At 60.2% G+C, this 17219-nt stretch carries 19 protein-coding genes; 3 read left to right on the forward strand and 16 right to left on the reverse strand.

The annotated features are described in order from the left end of the window. Positions 1–26: 26 nt before the first annotated feature. From tilS to ruvC, 15 genes are all read right to left on the reverse strand, one after another. Positions 27–1364, reverse strand: coding sequence for a tRNA lysidine(34) synthetase TilS (tilS, locus tag PH605_RS15020; RefSeq protein WP_142845338.1), 1338 nt, complete (start codon positions 1362–1364; stop codon positions 27–29). Between the two features lie 27 nt (positions 1365–1391). Continuing rightward, positions 1392–2408 (reverse strand): tol-pal system protein YbgF, encoded by a 1017-nt coding sequence (gene ybgF / locus PH605_RS15025; protein WP_161987909.1) that lies wholly within the window; start codon positions 2406–2408, stop codon positions 1392–1394. Positions 2409–2566: 158 nt separating this feature from the next. Next, entirely contained in the window at positions 2567–3100 is a 534-nt protein-coding gene (pal, locus tag PH605_RS15030) for a peptidoglycan-associated lipoprotein Pal (RefSeq protein WP_003506243.1), read from the reverse strand. 210 nt (positions 3101–3310) lie between these two features. Then, positions 3311–4618 (reverse strand): Tol-Pal system beta propeller repeat protein TolB, encoded by a 1308-nt coding sequence (gene tolB / locus PH605_RS15035; RefSeq protein WP_003523242.1) that lies wholly within the window; start codon positions 4616–4618, stop codon positions 3311–3313. A 20-nt stretch (positions 4619–4638) separates the two neighbouring features. Further along, the gene (locus tag PH605_RS15040) at positions 4639–5808 is read right to left on the reverse strand and encodes a cell envelope integrity protein TolA (protein ID WP_003523241.1); all 1170 of its coding nucleotides are present in this window, start codon (positions 5806–5808) and stop codon (positions 4639–4641) included. 9 nt (positions 5809–5817) lie between these two features. Continuing rightward, positions 5818–6276, reverse strand: coding sequence for a protein TolR (gene tolR, locus PH605_RS15045; RefSeq protein ID WP_003523240.1), 459 nt, complete (start codon positions 6274–6276; stop codon positions 5818–5820). Positions 6277–6328: 52 nt separating this feature from the next. Continuing rightward, positions 6329–7048 carry a protein TolQ gene (gene tolQ / locus PH605_RS15050; protein ID WP_003523238.1) on the reverse strand — a complete coding sequence of 240 codons (720 nt, stop codon included), beginning with the start codon at positions 7046–7048 and terminating at the stop codon, positions 6329–6331. Between the two features lie 261 nt (positions 7049–7309). Next, a complete protein-coding gene (gene ybgC, locus PH605_RS15055; RefSeq protein WP_065656478.1) occupies positions 7310–7750 on the reverse strand; it encodes a tol-pal system-associated acyl-CoA thioesterase in 441 nt (146 codons plus the stop codon). Next, positions 7747–8283 carry an NUDIX hydrolase gene (locus tag PH605_RS15060; protein WP_020812214.1) on the reverse strand — a complete coding sequence of 179 codons (537 nt, stop codon included), beginning with the start codon at positions 8281–8283 and terminating at the stop codon, positions 7747–7749. Before PH605_RS15060 ends, ybgC begins: the two co-directional genes overlap by 4 nt. Continuing rightward, positions 8280–8804, reverse strand: a complete 525-nt coding sequence (locus tag PH605_RS15065) for an NUDIX hydrolase (protein WP_078052024.1) — start codon at positions 8802–8804, stop codon at positions 8280–8282. The genes PH605_RS15060 and PH605_RS15065 overlap by 4 nt, the downstream gene beginning before the upstream one ends. After that, positions 8801–9382, reverse strand: coding sequence for a DinB family protein (locus PH605_RS15070; protein ID WP_142845339.1), 582 nt, complete (start codon positions 9380–9382; stop codon positions 8801–8803). Before PH605_RS15070 ends, PH605_RS15065 begins: the two co-directional genes overlap by 4 nt. Positions 9383–9418: 36 nt before the next feature. Beyond that, positions 9419–9637 (reverse strand): DUF2945 domain-containing protein, encoded by a 219-nt coding sequence (locus PH605_RS15075; RefSeq protein WP_080629651.1) that lies wholly within the window; start codon positions 9635–9637, stop codon positions 9419–9421. Between the two features lie 52 nt (positions 9638–9689). Then, positions 9690–10730 carry a Holliday junction branch migration DNA helicase RuvB gene (gene ruvB, locus PH605_RS15080; RefSeq protein ID WP_031234297.1) on the reverse strand — a complete coding sequence of 347 codons (1041 nt, stop codon included), beginning with the start codon at positions 10728–10730 and terminating at the stop codon, positions 9690–9692. Between the two features lie 125 nt (positions 10731–10855). After that, positions 10856–11473 (reverse strand): Holliday junction branch migration protein RuvA, encoded by a 618-nt coding sequence (ruvA, locus tag PH605_RS15085; RefSeq protein WP_003523218.1) that lies wholly within the window; start codon positions 11471–11473, stop codon positions 10856–10858. A gap of 32 nt (positions 11474–11505) precedes the next feature. Beyond that, positions 11506–12018, reverse strand: coding sequence for a crossover junction endodeoxyribonuclease RuvC (gene ruvC, locus PH605_RS15090; protein WP_003523217.1), 513 nt, complete (start codon positions 12016–12018; stop codon positions 11506–11508). 247 nt (positions 12019–12265) lie between these two features. Between ruvC and PH605_RS15095 the strand changes: the two genes are divergently transcribed. Further along, positions 12266–14575 carry a methyl-accepting chemotaxis protein gene (locus tag PH605_RS15095; RefSeq protein ID WP_142845398.1) on the forward strand — a complete coding sequence of 770 codons (2310 nt, stop codon included), beginning with the start codon at positions 12266–12268 and terminating at the stop codon, positions 14573–14575. Between the two features lie 131 nt (positions 14576–14706). Beyond that, positions 14707–15708: an LLM class flavin-dependent oxidoreductase gene (locus PH605_RS15100; protein WP_142845340.1), complete on the forward strand. Its 1002-nt coding sequence runs from the start codon at positions 14707–14709 to the stop codon at positions 15706–15708. 54 nt (positions 15709–15762) lie between these two features. Here the strand turns inward: PH605_RS15100 and PH605_RS15105 are convergent, their stop codons facing one another. Continuing rightward, positions 15763–16509, reverse strand: coding sequence for a YebC/PmpR family DNA-binding transcriptional regulator (locus PH605_RS15105; protein ID WP_003523214.1), 747 nt, complete (start codon positions 16507–16509; stop codon positions 15763–15765). 194 nt (positions 16510–16703) lie between these two features. Here PH605_RS15105 and PH605_RS15110 point away from each other — a divergent pair, with 194 nt between their 5' ends. After that, entirely contained in the window at positions 16704–17207 is a 504-nt protein-coding gene (locus PH605_RS15110; protein WP_065656489.1) for a pyridoxamine 5'-phosphate oxidase family protein, read from the forward strand. Positions 17208–17219 lie beyond the last annotated feature (12 nt).

Here is a 17219-nt window from a genome sequence, read left to right on the forward strand (position 1 = left end):
GGCAATTCACGAAAAAGAGGCCGGATTTAAACCGGGGGCTGTGGGTATGCCGTCCGCCCGAATAAATTGGCGATTGCATTCGCCAACTCAAGGTCGAAACGCGACAGGAACAGATCGAAAGGTGCGAGCCTCGGCGTGACGGTTACGGCCTCGGCCCGCGAACCCGGCTCATCGGCCGCTGCGGCAATTTGCGGCAGCCCCGCAATCGCCTGTTTCGCCACCCCGGCCGGTACCGACGGAAAAAGCGAAGCCGCTTCCGCAGCATCGCTCGCCCTGCGCGCTTTGACGTGGACTGGAAAAGCCGATCCGTTCTTCACGAGGAAACGATTGTCCCACAGTCTCTGTTCATGTGCGCCAATATCAAGCTCCGGCAGATTTCGCTGCTCACGGAACATATAAAGCCCGTCCCGCCGGCGATCGAGCAGGACGCGACCGACCGTCAGTCGCCCAAGTTCAGCCGTTTTGAGAAACAGCAGAACGCGTTCCATGCTGCTTGCGGCCGGAAAATATGCCCTTCCCCCAAGGGTTGCGATCAGCGCCGCCAGCCCATGCCGGAACTCGGGAAGATCAGGATTGACGCCATCGCTGGCCAATCTGGCGAGCGCAACATGGAAAACCTGTGTATGCCCCCGCAGGAAAGCAGCCGTTGTTTCGGAAAGCACCTGCCTTTTGAGAGAGGTTTCCGCATCGATCCGGACAGGAGAGACGGGAAGCGTCTGCCGTACACGCACCCTTTCATATCGGGTATTTTCATTGCTCGGATCGTCAAACCAACCGCGCGAGCGGGAGGACACATAGCCACGGATCGCCTGCCTCTCACACATCAGGAACGGCCGCATGATCCAGTGGCGGCCATCGTATAAGACCGCATCCGCCATGCCGGAGAGACCGAGATTGTCAGAGCCGCCGCTGCGGGCAGCGCGCATCGCCACGGTTTCGCGCTGGTCGCCGACCGTATGTCCCGTCACGACAAGATCGGCGCCCGTCTCGCGGGCGACCTCGGCAATCAGGCGGTAGCGGGCAAGCCGGGATGCTTCGGAAAGGCCCGAGGCCGGTTTGATGCCGTCCCATCGGCGGGTAACGTGGGGGATGCCTAGCTCGGCGCAGAGCATCGCCACCTTGCGCGCCTCATCGGCGGCTTCCGCTCTCAGCGCATGGTCTATGGTGACAGCGGAAAGGCGCAAGCCATCCCGATCCGTCTCCGCCATTGCCTCATGCAAGGCCAGCAACAGACCGGTGGAATCACTGCCTCCGGAGATTGCGATGAGCATATGGGCGGGTGTGTGGAGATTTTTGACAAAAGACCTTGCCGCCGCGAGCGGCGCAACAGTCTTTTCGTTCAGAATGCGGGCATCAACCGGCATGGAAATACCCGCCACGGCAGGGAAAAATCAGCAGCTCAGCCGTTTCTGTTCGCTGGCAACCTTGCTCAGCACAGTCTTGGAAGCATTGGGATAACGCTTCGGCACCTCGCGCAGCGTGGCGCAGGCGGTTTCGGTATTGTCGAGAGCGGCAAGCGACATGCCGAGCTTCATCAGCATTTCCGGCGCCTTCGGCGATTTGCCATAGGCCTGATGGCCGTTCAGGAAGGTCTTTGCGGCCTCATTGAACTTGCCCTGGGAATATTGCGCTTCGCCCAGCCAGAAGCTCGCATCGGCGGCCTTCGTGCCCTTGGGATAACCCTGCAGATATTGCTGGAACCCCTGTTCCGCCAGCTTGTAGTCACCGGAAAGAACATGGCCGTAAGCGGCCTGATAAATATCGCCTTCGCTGGTAAGCGCCGCCGTATTCACCGGATCCGTCTTGCGTTGGCTATTGCCCGTGCTGACGCCCGGAAGGCTGGCAGAGGAATTATTAGCGCCTTGATTCAACGTGCCGCCAACCGGCATTCCCTTGGAATCAAGCTCGATGGAGCCGAGCGTCGTCTCTCCCGGTGCGCCTGTCGGAGCGGTGGAGGGAGCAGACGAAGAAACGGAAGCGCCACCCTCGGGTGGCGTTTCGATGATCGTTGCAACGTCGTCGGTCGGCGGTGAGGCCGGATTGACCGGACTGGCTTCCGCCTTCTTTTTCGGCGCAGCGGTCGGGCTTGCACCCTTGCCGCCGGCATTACCGCTCTCCAGTTCCTGGAAGCGGAACTCATTGTCTTCCTGCGCCTTGCGGATCGTTTCCTGCATCTGCAGAAGCTGGAAGCTCATTTCCTCGATACGGCCGTTGAGTTGCCGGATCTGTTCTTCAAGCTGCTGAACCCGATAGGCTTCATTGGCCTGAACCCGGACGACCGGGGGCTGCTGAGAGTTGATCGTGCCGAAGCTACCCCCCGCACCGAACAGCGGACCCGAAACGGCGATGCCGCTCAAGCCGGTGCAGGCTGCAAGCCCCAGCATTCCCGCCACGACAAGTTTCTTCATCTCATTCGTCCTGCCCTAACTGATTTGCACCGGAATGGCGCAAGCCGGATTTTTTCCATATCAACCGAAAAAGCAACTTAACTTCGGCCAAACTATGAAAAAAACAAAAGGCGGCCCAAAGACCGCCTTTCATTCAAGATCACAATAACGTCAGGCAATCACATGCCCGCGCCACCGAGAACCGTCACGGCGCGGCGGTTCTGCGACCAGCAGGAGATGTCGTCGCAAACGGCGACCGGCTTTTCCTTGCCGTAGGAGATCGTCTTCATGCGGTTAGCCGGAACGCCCTGGGAAGCCAGGAAGTCGCGGGTTGCAGCCGCACGACGGGCGCCAAGCGCCAGGTTGTATTCGCGCGTGCCGCGTTCGTCGGCATGGCCTTCAACGGTGATGGCGTAGTTCGGGTAACGGGCGAGCCACTGAGCCTGGCGCTGCAGGGTCTGCTGGGCGTCAGCGCGGATAGAGGTCGAGTCGGTGTCGAAGAAGATGCGGTCGCCGACATTGACCGTGAAGTCCTGCTGGGAGCCCGGCGTTGCGGAGCCCGCGCCACCAAGGCCAAGTTCACCGGCGCTGTTCGGCATGTTCTTCTTGTTCGCGCAGCCTGCGAGAGCGAGCGCGAGCGTCATGGCGATGACAGCCGGGTTACGGGCCAGTTTCTGCATGGGGCTGAGTGCCGAAATGTGTGTACGGCTCATCGCCGGTCTCTCCTTAGGATTTCAATAACGTTGCCGGACACTAACTGATCGCGGTTAATAGCCGGCAAACGCTTATGGTTAACAGAAAGGAAATGTCCCATTTTTTTGCTCCCTCACAACACTTTGCGGCAAGAAAGAGGCGCACTTCCCCATGGTATCAAGTAAAACATGACGGCGCCGGCATGAACCGGCGCCGTCATGGCAGTCATATCAGTCCAGAAGCGGCGACCATGCTGGATCCGAAGCGAAAGTCGGCGTCTTGATGAGCTGTTCGTTGTAGCCCGTCAGGTCGATCGAATAGAGCTGCGGACCGCCCGCACCGGCGTTCTGACGGAAGAACATCAGCACGCGGCCGTTCGGCGCCCAGGTCGGGCCTTCATTGTGGAAACCGCTGGTCAGGATGCGCTCGCCCGAACCGTCGGTCTTCATCACGCCGATCGAGAACTTGCCGCCCGACTGCTTGGTGAAGGCGATCAGATCGCCGCGCGGCGACCAGACCGGCGTGGAATAGGAACCATCGCCGAAGGAAACGCGCTGCTGGCCGGAACCATCGGCATTCATGACGTAAATCTGCTGGCGGCCGCCGCGGTCGCTTTCGAAGGCGACGCGCTGACCGTCGGGCGAATAGGACGGCGCCGTATCGATCGCCGACGTGTTCGTCAGCCGTGTCGTGGTGCGAGAGCGCAGGTCCATCGTGTAGATATTGGCGTTGCCATCCTGCTGCAGACTCATGATGACCTTCTGGCCATCCGGAGAGAAGCGCGGCGAGAAGGTCATGCCGGGGAAATTGCCGACAACTTCGCGCTGTCCGGTTTCCAGCTGCAGCAGGTAGACGCGCGGCTGCTGGCCTTCGAAGGACATGTAGGTCACTTCCTGACGGTTCGGCGAGAAACGCGGCGTCAGGACAATGTCGTTCGAGTTGGTGAGATTGCGGACGTTGAAACCATCCTGGTCCATGATCGACAGCTGGCGCTTGCGGGCCGTCTTCGGGCCGCTTTCAGAGACGAAAACGACGCGGGTGTCGAAGTAGCCCTTTTCACCGGTGATCCGCTCATAGATGGCATCAGCGATGATGTGGGCGACGCGGCGCCAGTTTTCCGGCTGGGTAAAGAACTGCTGGCCAGTCATCTGCTGGTTGGCGAACGTATCCCACAGGCGGAATTCGGCGCGCAGGCGGCCATCGCTTTCACGCGTGACACGGCCAGTCACGAGCGCCTGGGCGTTGATGACCTTCCAGTCCTCGAAACGCGGCTGCTGATCCGGATTGCTGATCTTTTCGATGAAGGCGTTCTTGTTGACCGGCGCAAAAAGGCCGGAACGCTGCAGGTCGGCGGCAATGACCGCGGAAACCTGCGCGCCGATGCCGTCGCTCGACATGAAGTCGGTGATGGCGATGGGCAGCGGCTCGACATTGCCCTTGTTGATGTTGATTTCCACCCGCGCAAAAGCCGGTGCGGAGAAAACCGACATGAGGGCCGCGACAGCGAGCACCAGCCGGATCGGCGAAAATATCTTCATGTTGCCAGGCCTTTCAGCATTCATAGCAATTCACTGGGATCGAAGTTCACGACAACTTCGTTCCATGCGTCATATTTGTCGGCAGGAAGGTTGGTGAACGGAGCAGAACGCATGATGGCGCGATAGGCTCCGCCGGAAAGAGCACGGCGCGTTCCTTCGGAACCGCCGGTCGCCTCGATCTCGGGCCGACCGATGATGGTTCCATCACGGTCGAGCTTCATGGTGACCCGAACGCGAACGTCCGAGGCATCCGCCATGCCGGGAATGATCTGCCAGTTCTTCTGGATCGCGCCACGCAGCGCATCCATTTCCGTCTGGCTGAGCGTCGAACCGCCCGTCGTTTTCTTGCCGCCAAGCGAGGCCTGCTGGGTGGAGCGCTTGGCGCCGCCACCCGAAGGCGCCTGCTTGTTCAAAAGCGCAGCGATATCGTCAGCGTTAAAATCGCTTTCCTTCGAGGAAGCCGATTTCGCAGTCTCCTGCTTCTTCTCGCCGGGCTTCTTGTCGGAAGGCTTGTCGGTGGACTTCGCCTGATCGGGCTTGGTCTCGGCCGGTTTTTCCGCGGGCTTCTGCTCGGCAGGCTTGGTCTCGGCCTGCTTCGGCTCTTCCGGCTTCGGCGGCTCGGGACGGGAATTCGGGCGCGGCACGTTCTGCGGCACGGGAATTTCGGCCGGTTCCTGCTGCGCGGGCGGCGGCTCTTCGGCCTTCGTTTCCTGCGGCGGCGGCTCCGTCTTCGGCTGCGGCGCGATCTCGGGCTTGGTCTGCGGCAAGGCGGCCATTTCCTGCGGCTTCGGAGCCGAGGTTTCTTCCTTGACGATTTCCTTCACCTCGTTCGCCTTGGTGTCGACGACGGGTTGCGGCTTTTCCTGCTTTGGCGGAGCGGCAGCGCTGATATTGTCGTTCGGCTTGGTGGTCGGCGTCGGCGGCGCGTCAAGATCGACCGTGTTGTTGCCGACGTTCTGGGCGTTCTCGACGATATCCGGACGCGTGGTCGGAACGGGGGCCGACTTTTCCGCTTTCGGCGCGTTCTTGTCCCCCTGCTGGATCTGGCTCAGCTCCTCGATGGGCACCAGTTCCACCGGCAGAGCCTCGGCCTGCGACACGTCAAGCGGCTCCGGCGAGCCCAGGGAAACGAGGGCGAAAGCCAGAAGCGACGCATGCACGATCGCGGATGTGGTAAGGCTGCCCTTCATCGTTTTACGTCAATTGTCCTGTTTCTGCTGGGTCACAAGGCCGATATTCTTGAAGCCCGCCGCCTGGATGCGCGCCATCACATCGGCGACGACGCCGTATGCGGCAACGGAATCCGCGCGCACGAAGATGCGCTCGTTATAACCTGTCGTGGCGATTGCCTGCAGCTTGTCGGCCACTTCTGCCGCCTGAATTTCCGTTTCCTGCAAATGGATCTGGCCATTGGCGTTGACGGAAATGGTGATCGGCTGCGTGTCCGAGTTCAGCGCATTGGCGGATGTCTGCGGCAGATCGATCGGCACGCCGACCGTCATCATCGGCGCTGCCACCATGAAGATGATGAGCAGCACGAGCATGACGTCGACCAGCGGCGTCACGTTGATCTCGCTGATCGCGCCGCCCCTGCGTCGTCCGCCGCGCCCCCGGCGTCCACCGGAACCGCCGCCGCTGCCACCTGCTGACATACCCATATCATTTACTCCATTTTGCCTTGCGGCAAATTACTGCACAGCATGCGGCCGCTTACTGGGCGGCCTGCCGCGTCTGAAGTTTTTCATCGATCTGGCGCGACAGGATCGCGGAGAACTCATCGGCGAAACCTTCCATGCGGGCGGAAAGCTTGTGCGCGTCGGCCGTGAACTTGTTGTAGGCGATAACGGCGGGAATAGCCGCGACAAGACCGATGGCCGTTGCCAGAAGCGCTTCGGCGATACCCGGCGCCACGACCGCAAGGTTGGTGGACTTCGAACCGGCAATCGCCTGGAACGAGGTCATGATACCCACAACCGTACCGAAGAGACCGATGAAGGGACCGGCCGAACCGATGGTGGCGAGCGAACCGAGGCGCGCCTCGTATTGTTCGCTTTCACGCGCCATGGTCACGTCCATCGCCCGGTCGATGCGCATCTGCAGACCGATGGGCGAGCGTGCGCCGCGCTCGAAGGATTTCTTCCATTCGCGCATGGCGGAAACGAAAATCGCCGCAAGACCGCCGTTCTGGCGTTCCGCCAGCGTGCGATAAAGCTCTTCGAGCGACTGGCCCGACCAGAAGACCTGTTCGAACTGGTCGAACTGGCGTCTTGCCTTGCCGAAGCTCACATATTTGTCAAAGACGATCGCCCACGTCCAGACCGAGGCGGCGATAAGTCCGATCATCACGAGCTTCACGATGAGGCCCGCCTGCATAAACAGTGCCCAGAGACTTACATCGTGCGTCGCCGCTGCCAAACCTGCCTGTTCCATAAATATCCAATCCCCGAATCCAAACGCCCGGTACGGGACCGGGCGATTCAAACGCGTGTTAACGCTCGAAGTCCTGCGGCAACAGCCGCCAACCCCTTAGCCATACCCCGATACTTGCCAGTAAGCCTTACTTGCCAATAAATTTGGTGAAAGGAAGGCGTGCGCCGCACAAATGCCAGTTGCTAAAGTAAGACACCATTATGGTTAAAGGAGTGTTACAACCGGGCCACGCCAGATGGATTTACTGGATGGAACCGCCAATTACTTCAGGAATTTTTCCGCCACTGTCTCCGGAAGACGCCTTGGGCGACCATTGGCGTTGATGACGGCGATGATGACCTTGGCGGCGACCAGCAGTGTTTCGCCGCGCCGGATTTCCTGATTGAGCACCATTTTCGCGCCGCCGGCCTTCTCGGTGATAGTCGTGATCGTCAAGACGTCATCCATCCGCGCCGGGCTTTTGAAATCGATCTCCATGCGATGCACGACGAAGACCAGACCTTCTTCGTCAGCGGTCAGAAGCGCGCTTTGCTCGCAGCCGAGGCAGCGCAGGTAATCGGTGCGGCCACGTTCGAGAAAATGCAGGTAGCGGGCGTGATAAACGAGGCCGGAGAAATCCGTGTCCTCGTAATAGACACGCTGCGTCAGGCGGTGGCCATGTTCGATAAGCTCACCCGAAAGCGAAACCACAAGCTCGCTCATACTATCTCCTTGGGAATTTCAACTGCATCGCGGCGTCCTTCGCGGACAATAAGATGCTCATGCCGTTGCGGCAGCGCTTCGATACGCTCCGCGATGAAACGGGGCCTCAGATCGCTCTTCAGAAGTGCTGAAGGCTGCGCGGGCAGCCAGCGGAACTCCACCTCGACACCATCCAGCACCCGATGCACGATATCGCTTTCATGGAACGGCAGGGGCTGGCGAAGCGAAACGAGATAATAAAATCCGAGTTCATGCGCCGCAAAATCGTCATAGGCGAAAAAATTCTCGGCCGACCAGAGAAGACGTTCGACCGAACAATCCCGGTCAAGCTCCTCGCCGATCTCGCGGATGATGGTTTCCTGCGAGCTTTCGCCGATTTCGGCACGGCCGCCGGGCAAGGCCCAGTAACTGTCCTTCGCACCGCGCTGGACGAGAACATGGCCGTTCTGAAAGATCAGCGCCGCCACGCGCATGCTGAAAAGCTGCGGTTTCCGGTCCAGCCGGATCATGTGACGTTCAGGGGCAGAGGTCATTTATCGTCCAGATCGCCGTCATGCCAGACGAGGTGTCTCGTGGCCTTCGGCAGGTGCTCTATTTCGTCGGCGATGAAATAGGGCGGAATATCAAGCTCGGTCAATGCCTGACGGGTTGCGGCGACCCAGCGGAACTCCAGCTCGTTATCGCCGTCCTGAACGCGGTGAATGATATCGGTCGGATGAAAGGCCAGCGTCTCCGGCAGGTCCATCAGGTAATAAAACCCGAGTTCGTGCCAGTCCTTGCCTTCGTAGTGGAAGAAATTTTCGACCGCCCAGAGAAGCCGCCCGATCTTGGCCTCGACGCCAAGCTCTTCCACCATTTCGCGCGCCAGCGTTTCTTCGGAGCGTTCGCCCATTTCGGCGCGGCCGCCCGGAAAGGTCCAGAATTTTTCATGCGACGCCCGGTGCACGAGCACGTGGCCATCGCGAAACGCCAGTCCCGCGACCCGCATCTGAAAAATGCGCTTCGGCTTGAACTTGATGCGGATGCGGGTGTCCTGCTTGGTATCGTGTGTCATGGCGCTGACCTGCGGGCTGGAAACATCAAATCGGTTTCTGTCCACCCTAGCGCATCCATCTCATCTTTTCTCGCCTTTGCGTCATCTCCCACAATGAATTCATCCAGTTGCGGCGGCTTGAGCGCGGTGCCGGACAACATCGCATGCGCCTGCCCGCGATGATGCGTCTGGTGCTGGAAGAGATGCGACAGGATATCGTCGCAGCGATCATGCTGTATACGCGCACCGCGGTGAACATTGACGTTAGCCACAAGGCCGTCTTCATCGAGGCTGTCGACAAATGCGATCAGCACCTCGTCCAACTCCGTCTGGTCGACACGCAGATCCGCCATGGTGGCGAAAGGCTCTTCTTCAGCAAAGGCCGCAAGGCCGAGCGTGCCGCCTTGCAGGGCATCGATATAAAAACGGTCGACGGTGTAGATGTGGTTCAGCGTCGCCCGCAGCGTTGGAAAGAAACTCACGCGGGAGGCGACGAACGCTTCCTGCGAAAGCTGAAGACAGGCCTGATGCAGCCGAAAATTGGCCAGCCGGTTGTTGCGCGCGAGTTTGCGGAAGACCCGCAGCGGATCGTAAGACATGAAGGCTCCTCCATTGCCGCCGAAGGGCGGCGTCGTTCAATCGACGCGCTCAAGCTCCGATCTGCTTTTCAGAACCCTGGCGCCGTCTTCCTGTTCGATCAGATAGGCAGGCTCCTGCCTGCTCGCCTTCCGCTTTATTCTGGAGCCGGCGATGGTGCGTTCGACATCATCCGTGAAAGTCTCGACAATTTTACCTTCACCGGTGCCACTGCCCCAGTTCCACCGGACCTTCGTGCCCTTGCGATACACCGACATGATCATCTCCGTGCCAAAGACGATCAAATGCCGGCACGCCGGGCTTGTTCCCTCAATCCTCCTCCAGGGTCAGCCGGAACTGCGCCGCCTCAAGATCCTTGGGTGGCTGCATGCCCAGATGTTTCCAGGCCGTGCCGGTCAGAATGCGACCGCGCGGCGTGCGCTGGATGAAGCCCTGCTGAATCATATAGGGTTCGATAATATCCTCGATCGCGTCGCGCGGCTCCGAAAGGCCGGCGGCGATGGTTTCGATGCCAACCGGGCCTCCGCCGAAATTGACCGCGATCATGGTGAGATACCGCATGTCGAGCTGGTCGAGACCCATTTTGTCGACCAGAAGCCGGGTCAAGGCCTCATCGGCGATCTCGCGGGTAACGGCTTCCGCCCGCGCCACCTCGGCGAAATCGCGCACGCGGCGCAGTAGCCGTCCGGCGATACGCGGCGTGCCGCGGGCACGCCTTGCCACCTCGCGCGCGCCCTCGTCGGTCATGTTCAACCCCATCAGCCGTGCGCCGCGCCGGACGATCAGTTCCAGCTCATCCACAGTGTAGAAAGCCAACCGGACGGGGATGCCGAAGCGGTCACGCAGCGGCGTCGTCAAAAGCCCAAGACGGGTCGTCGCGGCGACAAGGGTGAATTTGGAAAGATCGATCTTCACCGAACGGGCCGCCGGTCCTTCACCGATGATGAGGTCGAGCTGGAAATCCTCCATTGCCGGATAGAGAATTTCTTCCACCGCCGGGTTGAGACGGTGAATTTCGTCGATGAAGAGAACGTCGCGCTCCTCGAGATTGGTCAAAAGCGCGGCGAGATCGCCTGCCTTGGCGATGACGGGGCCGGAGGTGGATTTGAAGTTGACGCCAAGTTCCTTGGCCATGATCTGCGCCAGCGTGGTCTTGCCGAGACCGGGCGGGCCGACGAACAACACGTGATCCAGCGCTTCGCCACGGTTCTTGGCCGCCTCGATAAATACCTTGAGATTGGCGCGGGCCTCCGCCTGGCCGGTAAAATCGTCCAGCGACTGCGGGCGCAGGGTGGTGTCGATGTCCTCACCGCGCTTGTCCGCCGAAATCAGTCTGTCCGCATCGCTCATTCAGGGCATTCCATTGTTCTAAACGAATTCATGAGGTGGTCTTCGCCGCTATATCATGACTGTCACGCCAAGGCGCTTCACGAAATTCAACATCGCGCCCGACCAGCATGTGTACCGCGCCCAGCCTACCGCGAAAGCTCTTTCAGCCCGAGCCGGATCAGCTTGGCGCTGTCGCCGCCCTCCCCGCCGTTCTTCAGCGCCGCGGCAACCGCGTTGGCGGCCTGGTCGCGCGAGTAGCCGAGATTGGTGAGCGCGGAGACGGCATCCGCTACCGGCGCGGATGCGACGCCTTCGCCAAGCTCCTGCTTGAGGCCGATTGAGGCGGAAGCCTCTCCCGCAAAGGCCGGAGCCTTGTTGCGAAGCTCGGTCACAAGACGCACCGCCACCTTCGGCCCGACACCGGGCGCGCGCGAGATCATCGTTTTGTCCTGTAGCGCAATGGCATTGGCCAGTTCGGAGGGTGACAGCGTGGAAAGAACGGCCAAGGCCACTTTCGAGCCCACGCCCTGCACGCTCTGCAGCAGGTTGAACCATTCCCGCTCCAGCGCCGAGAGAAAACCGAAGAGCTTCAGCTGGTCCTCACGCACATAGGTTTCGATGAACAGCACCACCGCCTCCCCCACGGAGCCGATTTTCGACAGCGTGCGCGCCGAACAATAGGCGACGTAACAGACGCCGTGCACATCCACCAGCACATAGTCCGCGCCGATTTCCTCGATGCTGCCCTTCAGTTTTCCGATCATGATGCCGCCCGCTGCAATGAGACTTTAAATATTCAACCGGCCGCCAGCAGTCGCCGCATCCTGTCACCGCCGCGATTATGGGCGTGGCAGATTGCGATGGCGAGCGCGTCCGCCGCATCGTTACCCTTGAATTCGGCCTTCGGCATCAGGATTTTCAGCATCATGTGAATTTGCTGCTTTTCGCCGTGCCCGACACCGATGACGGCTTTCTTCACCGCGTTCGGCGCATATTCGAAGACCGGCAACCCTGCGCGCGCCGGAACCAGCATGGCGATGCCGCGCGCCTGGCCGAGTTTCAGGGTCGCAACCGCATCCTTGTTCACGAAGGTCTGCTCCACCGCCGCCTCGTCGGGCTGGTGGCTGTGCACGATATCCGCCAGCCCGTCATGTAGCTGGCAGAGCCGCGAGGCCAGATCCATATCGCCGTCCGACGTCACCGTGCCGGAGGCGACAAACCGCAGGCTGTTGCCGAGGGTGTCGATCACCCCCCAGCCGGTGCGCCTTAATCCGGGGTCAATGCCGATGATTCGAATCGTCTTTTGCATGAGGCACCTTATCTTTCCGGCTGCGACCCTGCCAGCGATAAGTGAACAAAACGACAACATTCATCAAATTTGCAGTGCAGCATTTACCTCTGCTTAAATCGCGTACCGCATTGTTCCCCCCACAAAATAAAAAAGGGGAGCTGCGGACATGATGATCCGCAGCATAATATCTGAGCCATATCAGCCATCCGGTGGCGCCACATGCATGGCGCGGGAACTGATACGGGCATTGGGGGCTGCATCGGCCATGCTGAACCGTTTTCATTCCATATCCACCAAAGTGCTGGCGATTTTCCTGGCGCTGATGGCGATCTCGACCGGGGCTCTGACGCTTCTCGGCTACCAGAGCAGCAGCGGCGTTCTGGAAGAACAGGCGTCGAAATCCATGGAGAGCATTCTCGTCTTTCGCGGCGACATGCTTCAGGAGCGTCTTGAGCAGCTGAAAACGCAGGCGGATTCCATCGCCAAGATCGAATCCCTTCAGATGGCTGTCGTTTCCATGCGCAGCGGCTGGGCGACCGTGCAGAAAAACTCCGGTGACGCGAAGGCGGAACTGCAGCGCGTCTTCGTCACGGAAAACCCCTTCGGCGAAAAGGAAAAGCTAATCAAGCCGGAAAGCCCGAGCGGCTTTTATTATTCCACCCATGAAAAAACCCAGACGGATATTGGCGGTTATCTGCAGGGAACGCCGTTTAGCGACGTTCTCTTCATCGATCCCGCAGGCACGGTCTATTACTCTTACCTGAAAGGATCGGCTTTCGGGGAAACCGTCACCGGTAGCGCCTGGGCGGAAAGCGGCCTCGGCGCGGCCTTCGCACGCGGCGCCGCAAATGCCGAAAAGGCCGTGAACGACGTGGCCCAGACCAGCTTCTCCGGCCTGCGCATCGATGCCGCCACGAAAGAGGCCGGCATTTATTTCGGCGTTCCCGTCGTCAAGTTCGGCGCTTTCAAGGGCATCGTCCTCTTCCGGGTCAAGGAAGAGGTCTTCAGCCAGATCCTCACGAAGGGTGTGACGGCCGGCAGTTCCGAACAGTCCGCGATCGTTTCCGCCGATGGCAAGGTTATCGGCGTGGAGGGCAACAGGCTGGTCGGCCTCGATCCGGCAATCTATGGCTTCCATGTACAAGCGCTGAATACGACGGGCATGACGATTGCCAAGATCGACCGTGCCGATGGCGAGGCCAATGCCTATGCCTGCCCATTCTCCTTTGCCGGGGAAAAATATCTCGCGGTGGAAAGCATGCTGCGCAGCGAATTGAATGCGGGCTCGGTTTCGATTGCCGGCACGCTCGCCGTGATCGGCCTTTGCGTTCTGGCGGCCATGTGCGCGGCGACGGCCTTCTTTGCGCGACGCCTGTTCGCACCGCTGGAAAAGCTTGCAGGATTGACCGGCGAAGTGGCCGCAGGCCGTCTCGATGCGGAGATCGGCAATCAGGACCGGAAGGACGAGATCGGCCGCATGGCGCAGGCGCTTGGCAGTTTCCGCGAAAAGCTCATCCTGCAGCGGGAGATGGAAGAAACCGCATCGCGCACGCGGGAGGAAGCCGAAACGGCCCGCCGCGCGCATCTTGCGGAACGGGAGGCCGAGGCCGGCACCCTGCAGATGGTCGTGCATTCCCTGGATCAAGGTCTGGACCGGCTGGCGAACGGCAACCTCGCCTATCGTATCGAAACCGTCTTCCCCGACGATCTCGAAAGCCTGCGCCATAACTTCAACACTGCACTTTCCCGGCTCAGCGAAACCATGCAGGCCATCGGCGGCAACTCCGCCGCCGTTCGTGGCGGTTCCGAGGAGATGCGGGTGGGTGCCGACCAGCTCGCCGAACGTACCGAGCGACAGGCAGCTTCCATCACCGAAACGGCAAGCGCCATCAAGGCGATCACCGAAGCCGTCCGCGACCAGATCGAACGCGCCGAACAGGCAACGCGGATAGCCCGCGACGCCAGCGCGGAGGCCACGGCATCCAGCCGCGTGATGGAGCAGACCATCGCCGCCATGGAGGCGATCCAGACCTCGTCACGCCAGATCAACCAGATCATCGGCGTCATCGATGAAATCGCCTTTCAGACCAATCTTCTCGCCCTCAATGCCGGCGTTGAGGCAGCCCGTGCGGGCGAAGCCGGCAAGGGCTTTGCGGTCGTGGCGCAGGAGGTGCGCGAACTGGCGCAGCGTTCGGCAGCGGCCGCAAAGGAGATCACCAGCCTGCTGAAACGTTCCACCGACGAGGTTTCCGCCGGCGTGGCGCTGGTGGAAAAAGCAGGCACGTCGCTGTCCGGCATCGGCAAGCATGTGCAGACCATCAGCACGCGCATCGAGGAGATCATGGACTCCACCCGCGAGGAAGCGAACACGCTCTCGGAAATCAACAGCACCGTCGCCAGCCTTGACACCATGACCCAGCAGAATGCCGCCATGGTGGAAGAAACGACGGCCGCCATTCACAATCTCGCCTCCGAAGCGGGCGAAATGGACGGCAGGCTTGGACAATTCACGCTGGCTTCCGACCGGGATGCGGCGGGCGATCACAATGCCCGACAAATTCGGCGGGCAGGCTGAAAAAGCAAAGGGGCCTCTTCGGAGGCCCCAATTTTTTTGAACCATCCTTCAATTCTGCGCGACTTCACTGGTAAATCGGGACACGCGCCTTACATCCGCAGCTAAAGATTTCAATTTCGCAGGAGCGTCGGATGATCCCCTTTTCCATTCTCGACCTTTCGCCCATCGGCGAAGGCGAGAGCGTCAGCGAGGCGCTTGAAAACTCCCGCCGAATGGCGATAAAGGCCGAAGAACACGGCTATAACCGCATCTGGCTGGCGGAGCACCACGGCATGCCGGGCATTGCCAGTGCGGCAACATCGCTCGTCATCGCCCATGTGGGCGCGGCCACGAAACATATCCGCGTCGGCTCCGGCGGCATCATGTTGCCCAACCACTCCCCGCTCGTCATCGCCGAGCAGTTCGGCACGCTTGCGGCGCTGCTTCCCGGCCGTGTCGATCTCGGTCTTGGCCGTGCGCCCGGAACCGACATGCGCACGGCACGGGCGCTGCGCCGCAATCTCGATGCCGGCGCGGAAAACTTCCCGCACGATATCGTCGAACTCCAGCGTTACCTTGGTCCGCCGCAGCAGGATCAGGCGATTCTTGCCGTGCCAGGCATGAATTCGAATGTGCCGATCTGGCTGCTCGGCTCCAGCACCTACAGCGCACATCTCGCCGCAGCCCTCGGCCTGCCCTATTCCTTCGCCTCGCATTTTGCCCCTGACATGCTGATGGAAGCGATCCATATCTATCGCGAGCGCTTCCAGCCCTCAGAAGTGCTGGACAAGCCCTATGTGATGGTGGGTGTGATGGGGGTCGGCGCCGATACGGACGAGGAGGCGCAGTATCTCTTCACCTCGTCGCAGCAGCAATTCGTCAACCTGCGCCGCAACGTGCGCACGCAGTTTCCGAAGCCGGTGCACAGCATGGACGATTACTGGAACGAGATGGAACGTTTCTCGGTCGAACACACGCTTCGTTTCGCCGCCGTGGGCTCGCCTGAGACGATCCAGCGCCATCTCGACGGTTTCCTGGCGGAAACGCAGGCGGATGAGCTGATCGTTTCCATGCCAATCCATGACATCGAAAAGCGGCTGCGATCCGTGGAGATTTTTGCTGACGTGCGGACCTCCATAAAGAAGGCCGCCTAAACAAAAAGCCCCGGAGCGGACGCCACCGGGGCTTTTTTTTTGAAATATGAGACGTCAGGCGGAAAGCTTGGCGAGAATTTCTTCGGACACTTCGAAGTTGGAGTAGACGTTCTGCACGTCGTCATCGTCTTCGAGATTGTCGATGAGCTTCATCAGCGACTGCGCCTTTTCTTCATCCACCGGCACCGTGTTCTGCGGCTTCCAGATGGCCTTGACGCTTTCGGCTTCGCCCAGCACGCCTTCCAGCGCCTTGGAAACCTCGTTCATCGCTTCGAAACCGCAGATGATGGTGTGGCCGTCCTCGGAAGATTCGACGTCGTCGGCACCGGCCTCGATGGCGGCTTCCATGACCTTGTCGGCATCGCCGACTTCAGCCTTGTAGGAGATTTCGCCAACCCGATCGAATGAGAACGAGACCGAGCCGGTTTCGCCAAGAGCGCCGCCGGCCTTGGTGAAAATGGAGCGAACGTTGGAGGCAGTGCGGTTGCGGTTGTCCGTCAGGGCCTCGACGATGACGGCGACGCCGCCCGGGCCGTAACCTTCGTAACGGACTTCGTCATAGTTTTCGCCATCGGCGCCGGACGCCTTCTTGATCGCACGCTCGATATTGTCCTTCGGCATGGACTGTGCCTTGGCGTTCTGGATTGCCAGACGCAGGCGCGGGTTCATGTTCGGGTCGGGCATGCCCGTCTTTGCCGCAACGGTGATTTCGCGCGCAAGCTTGGAAAACATTTTGGACCGCACGGAGTCCTGCTTGCCCTTGCGGTGCATGATGTTCTTGAACTGTGAATGACCAGCCATGGAAAACCTGATTGTCGTAATTTGGAGATTGCGGGCCTTATAAGTGCGATAGCCGCGCCATTCAACCCCGCAAGCGCTTTCTCTTGCTGCAACAACGGAAGGAACCGATTTATCCGCTCTTCGTTCTGATCATGAACGCGGCGGAACAGGACATTTTTCCTCCGTCGCAACATGAGACCCGAAGGAGAAAACATATGGTCAGCCTGACTGAAGCACGAGAAGCACCGGCCCGCCAGCTCTGGGACGAGATCAATTCCGTCCATGCCGGCATGCTCGGTCTCGAAGGACTGCACAACCACATGCAGCCCATGGCGCCTCATGCTGACCCCAAGACCAACACCGTCTGGTTTTTCTCCAAAAAAGACACCGATCTGGTGAAATCGCTGAAATCCGGCTCCCGGGCGCATTTCTGCGTGGTGGGCAAGGACCATGACTACCACGCCTGCCTTTCAGGCATCCTCGAAGCGCGCGACGACAAGACCAAGATCGACGAATATTGGAACTCGGTCACCGCCGCATGGTACGAACATGGCAAAAGCGACCCGCAACTGATCATGCTGGCGTTGCATGTCGACGATGCCGATATCTGGGCTTCGACGGACAGCACGCTGAAATTCGGCTGGGAAATCGCCAAGGCGAACATGTCGGATGACAAGACGCCTGACGTCGGCGTCCGCCAGCACCTCACTTTTGCCTGATAAATGGCTCCC

The organism is Agrobacterium sp. CFBP 3001 (genome assembly GCF_027871605.1).
GTDB lineage: Bacteria > Pseudomonadota > Alphaproteobacteria > Rhizobiales > Rhizobiaceae > Agrobacterium > Agrobacterium leguminum.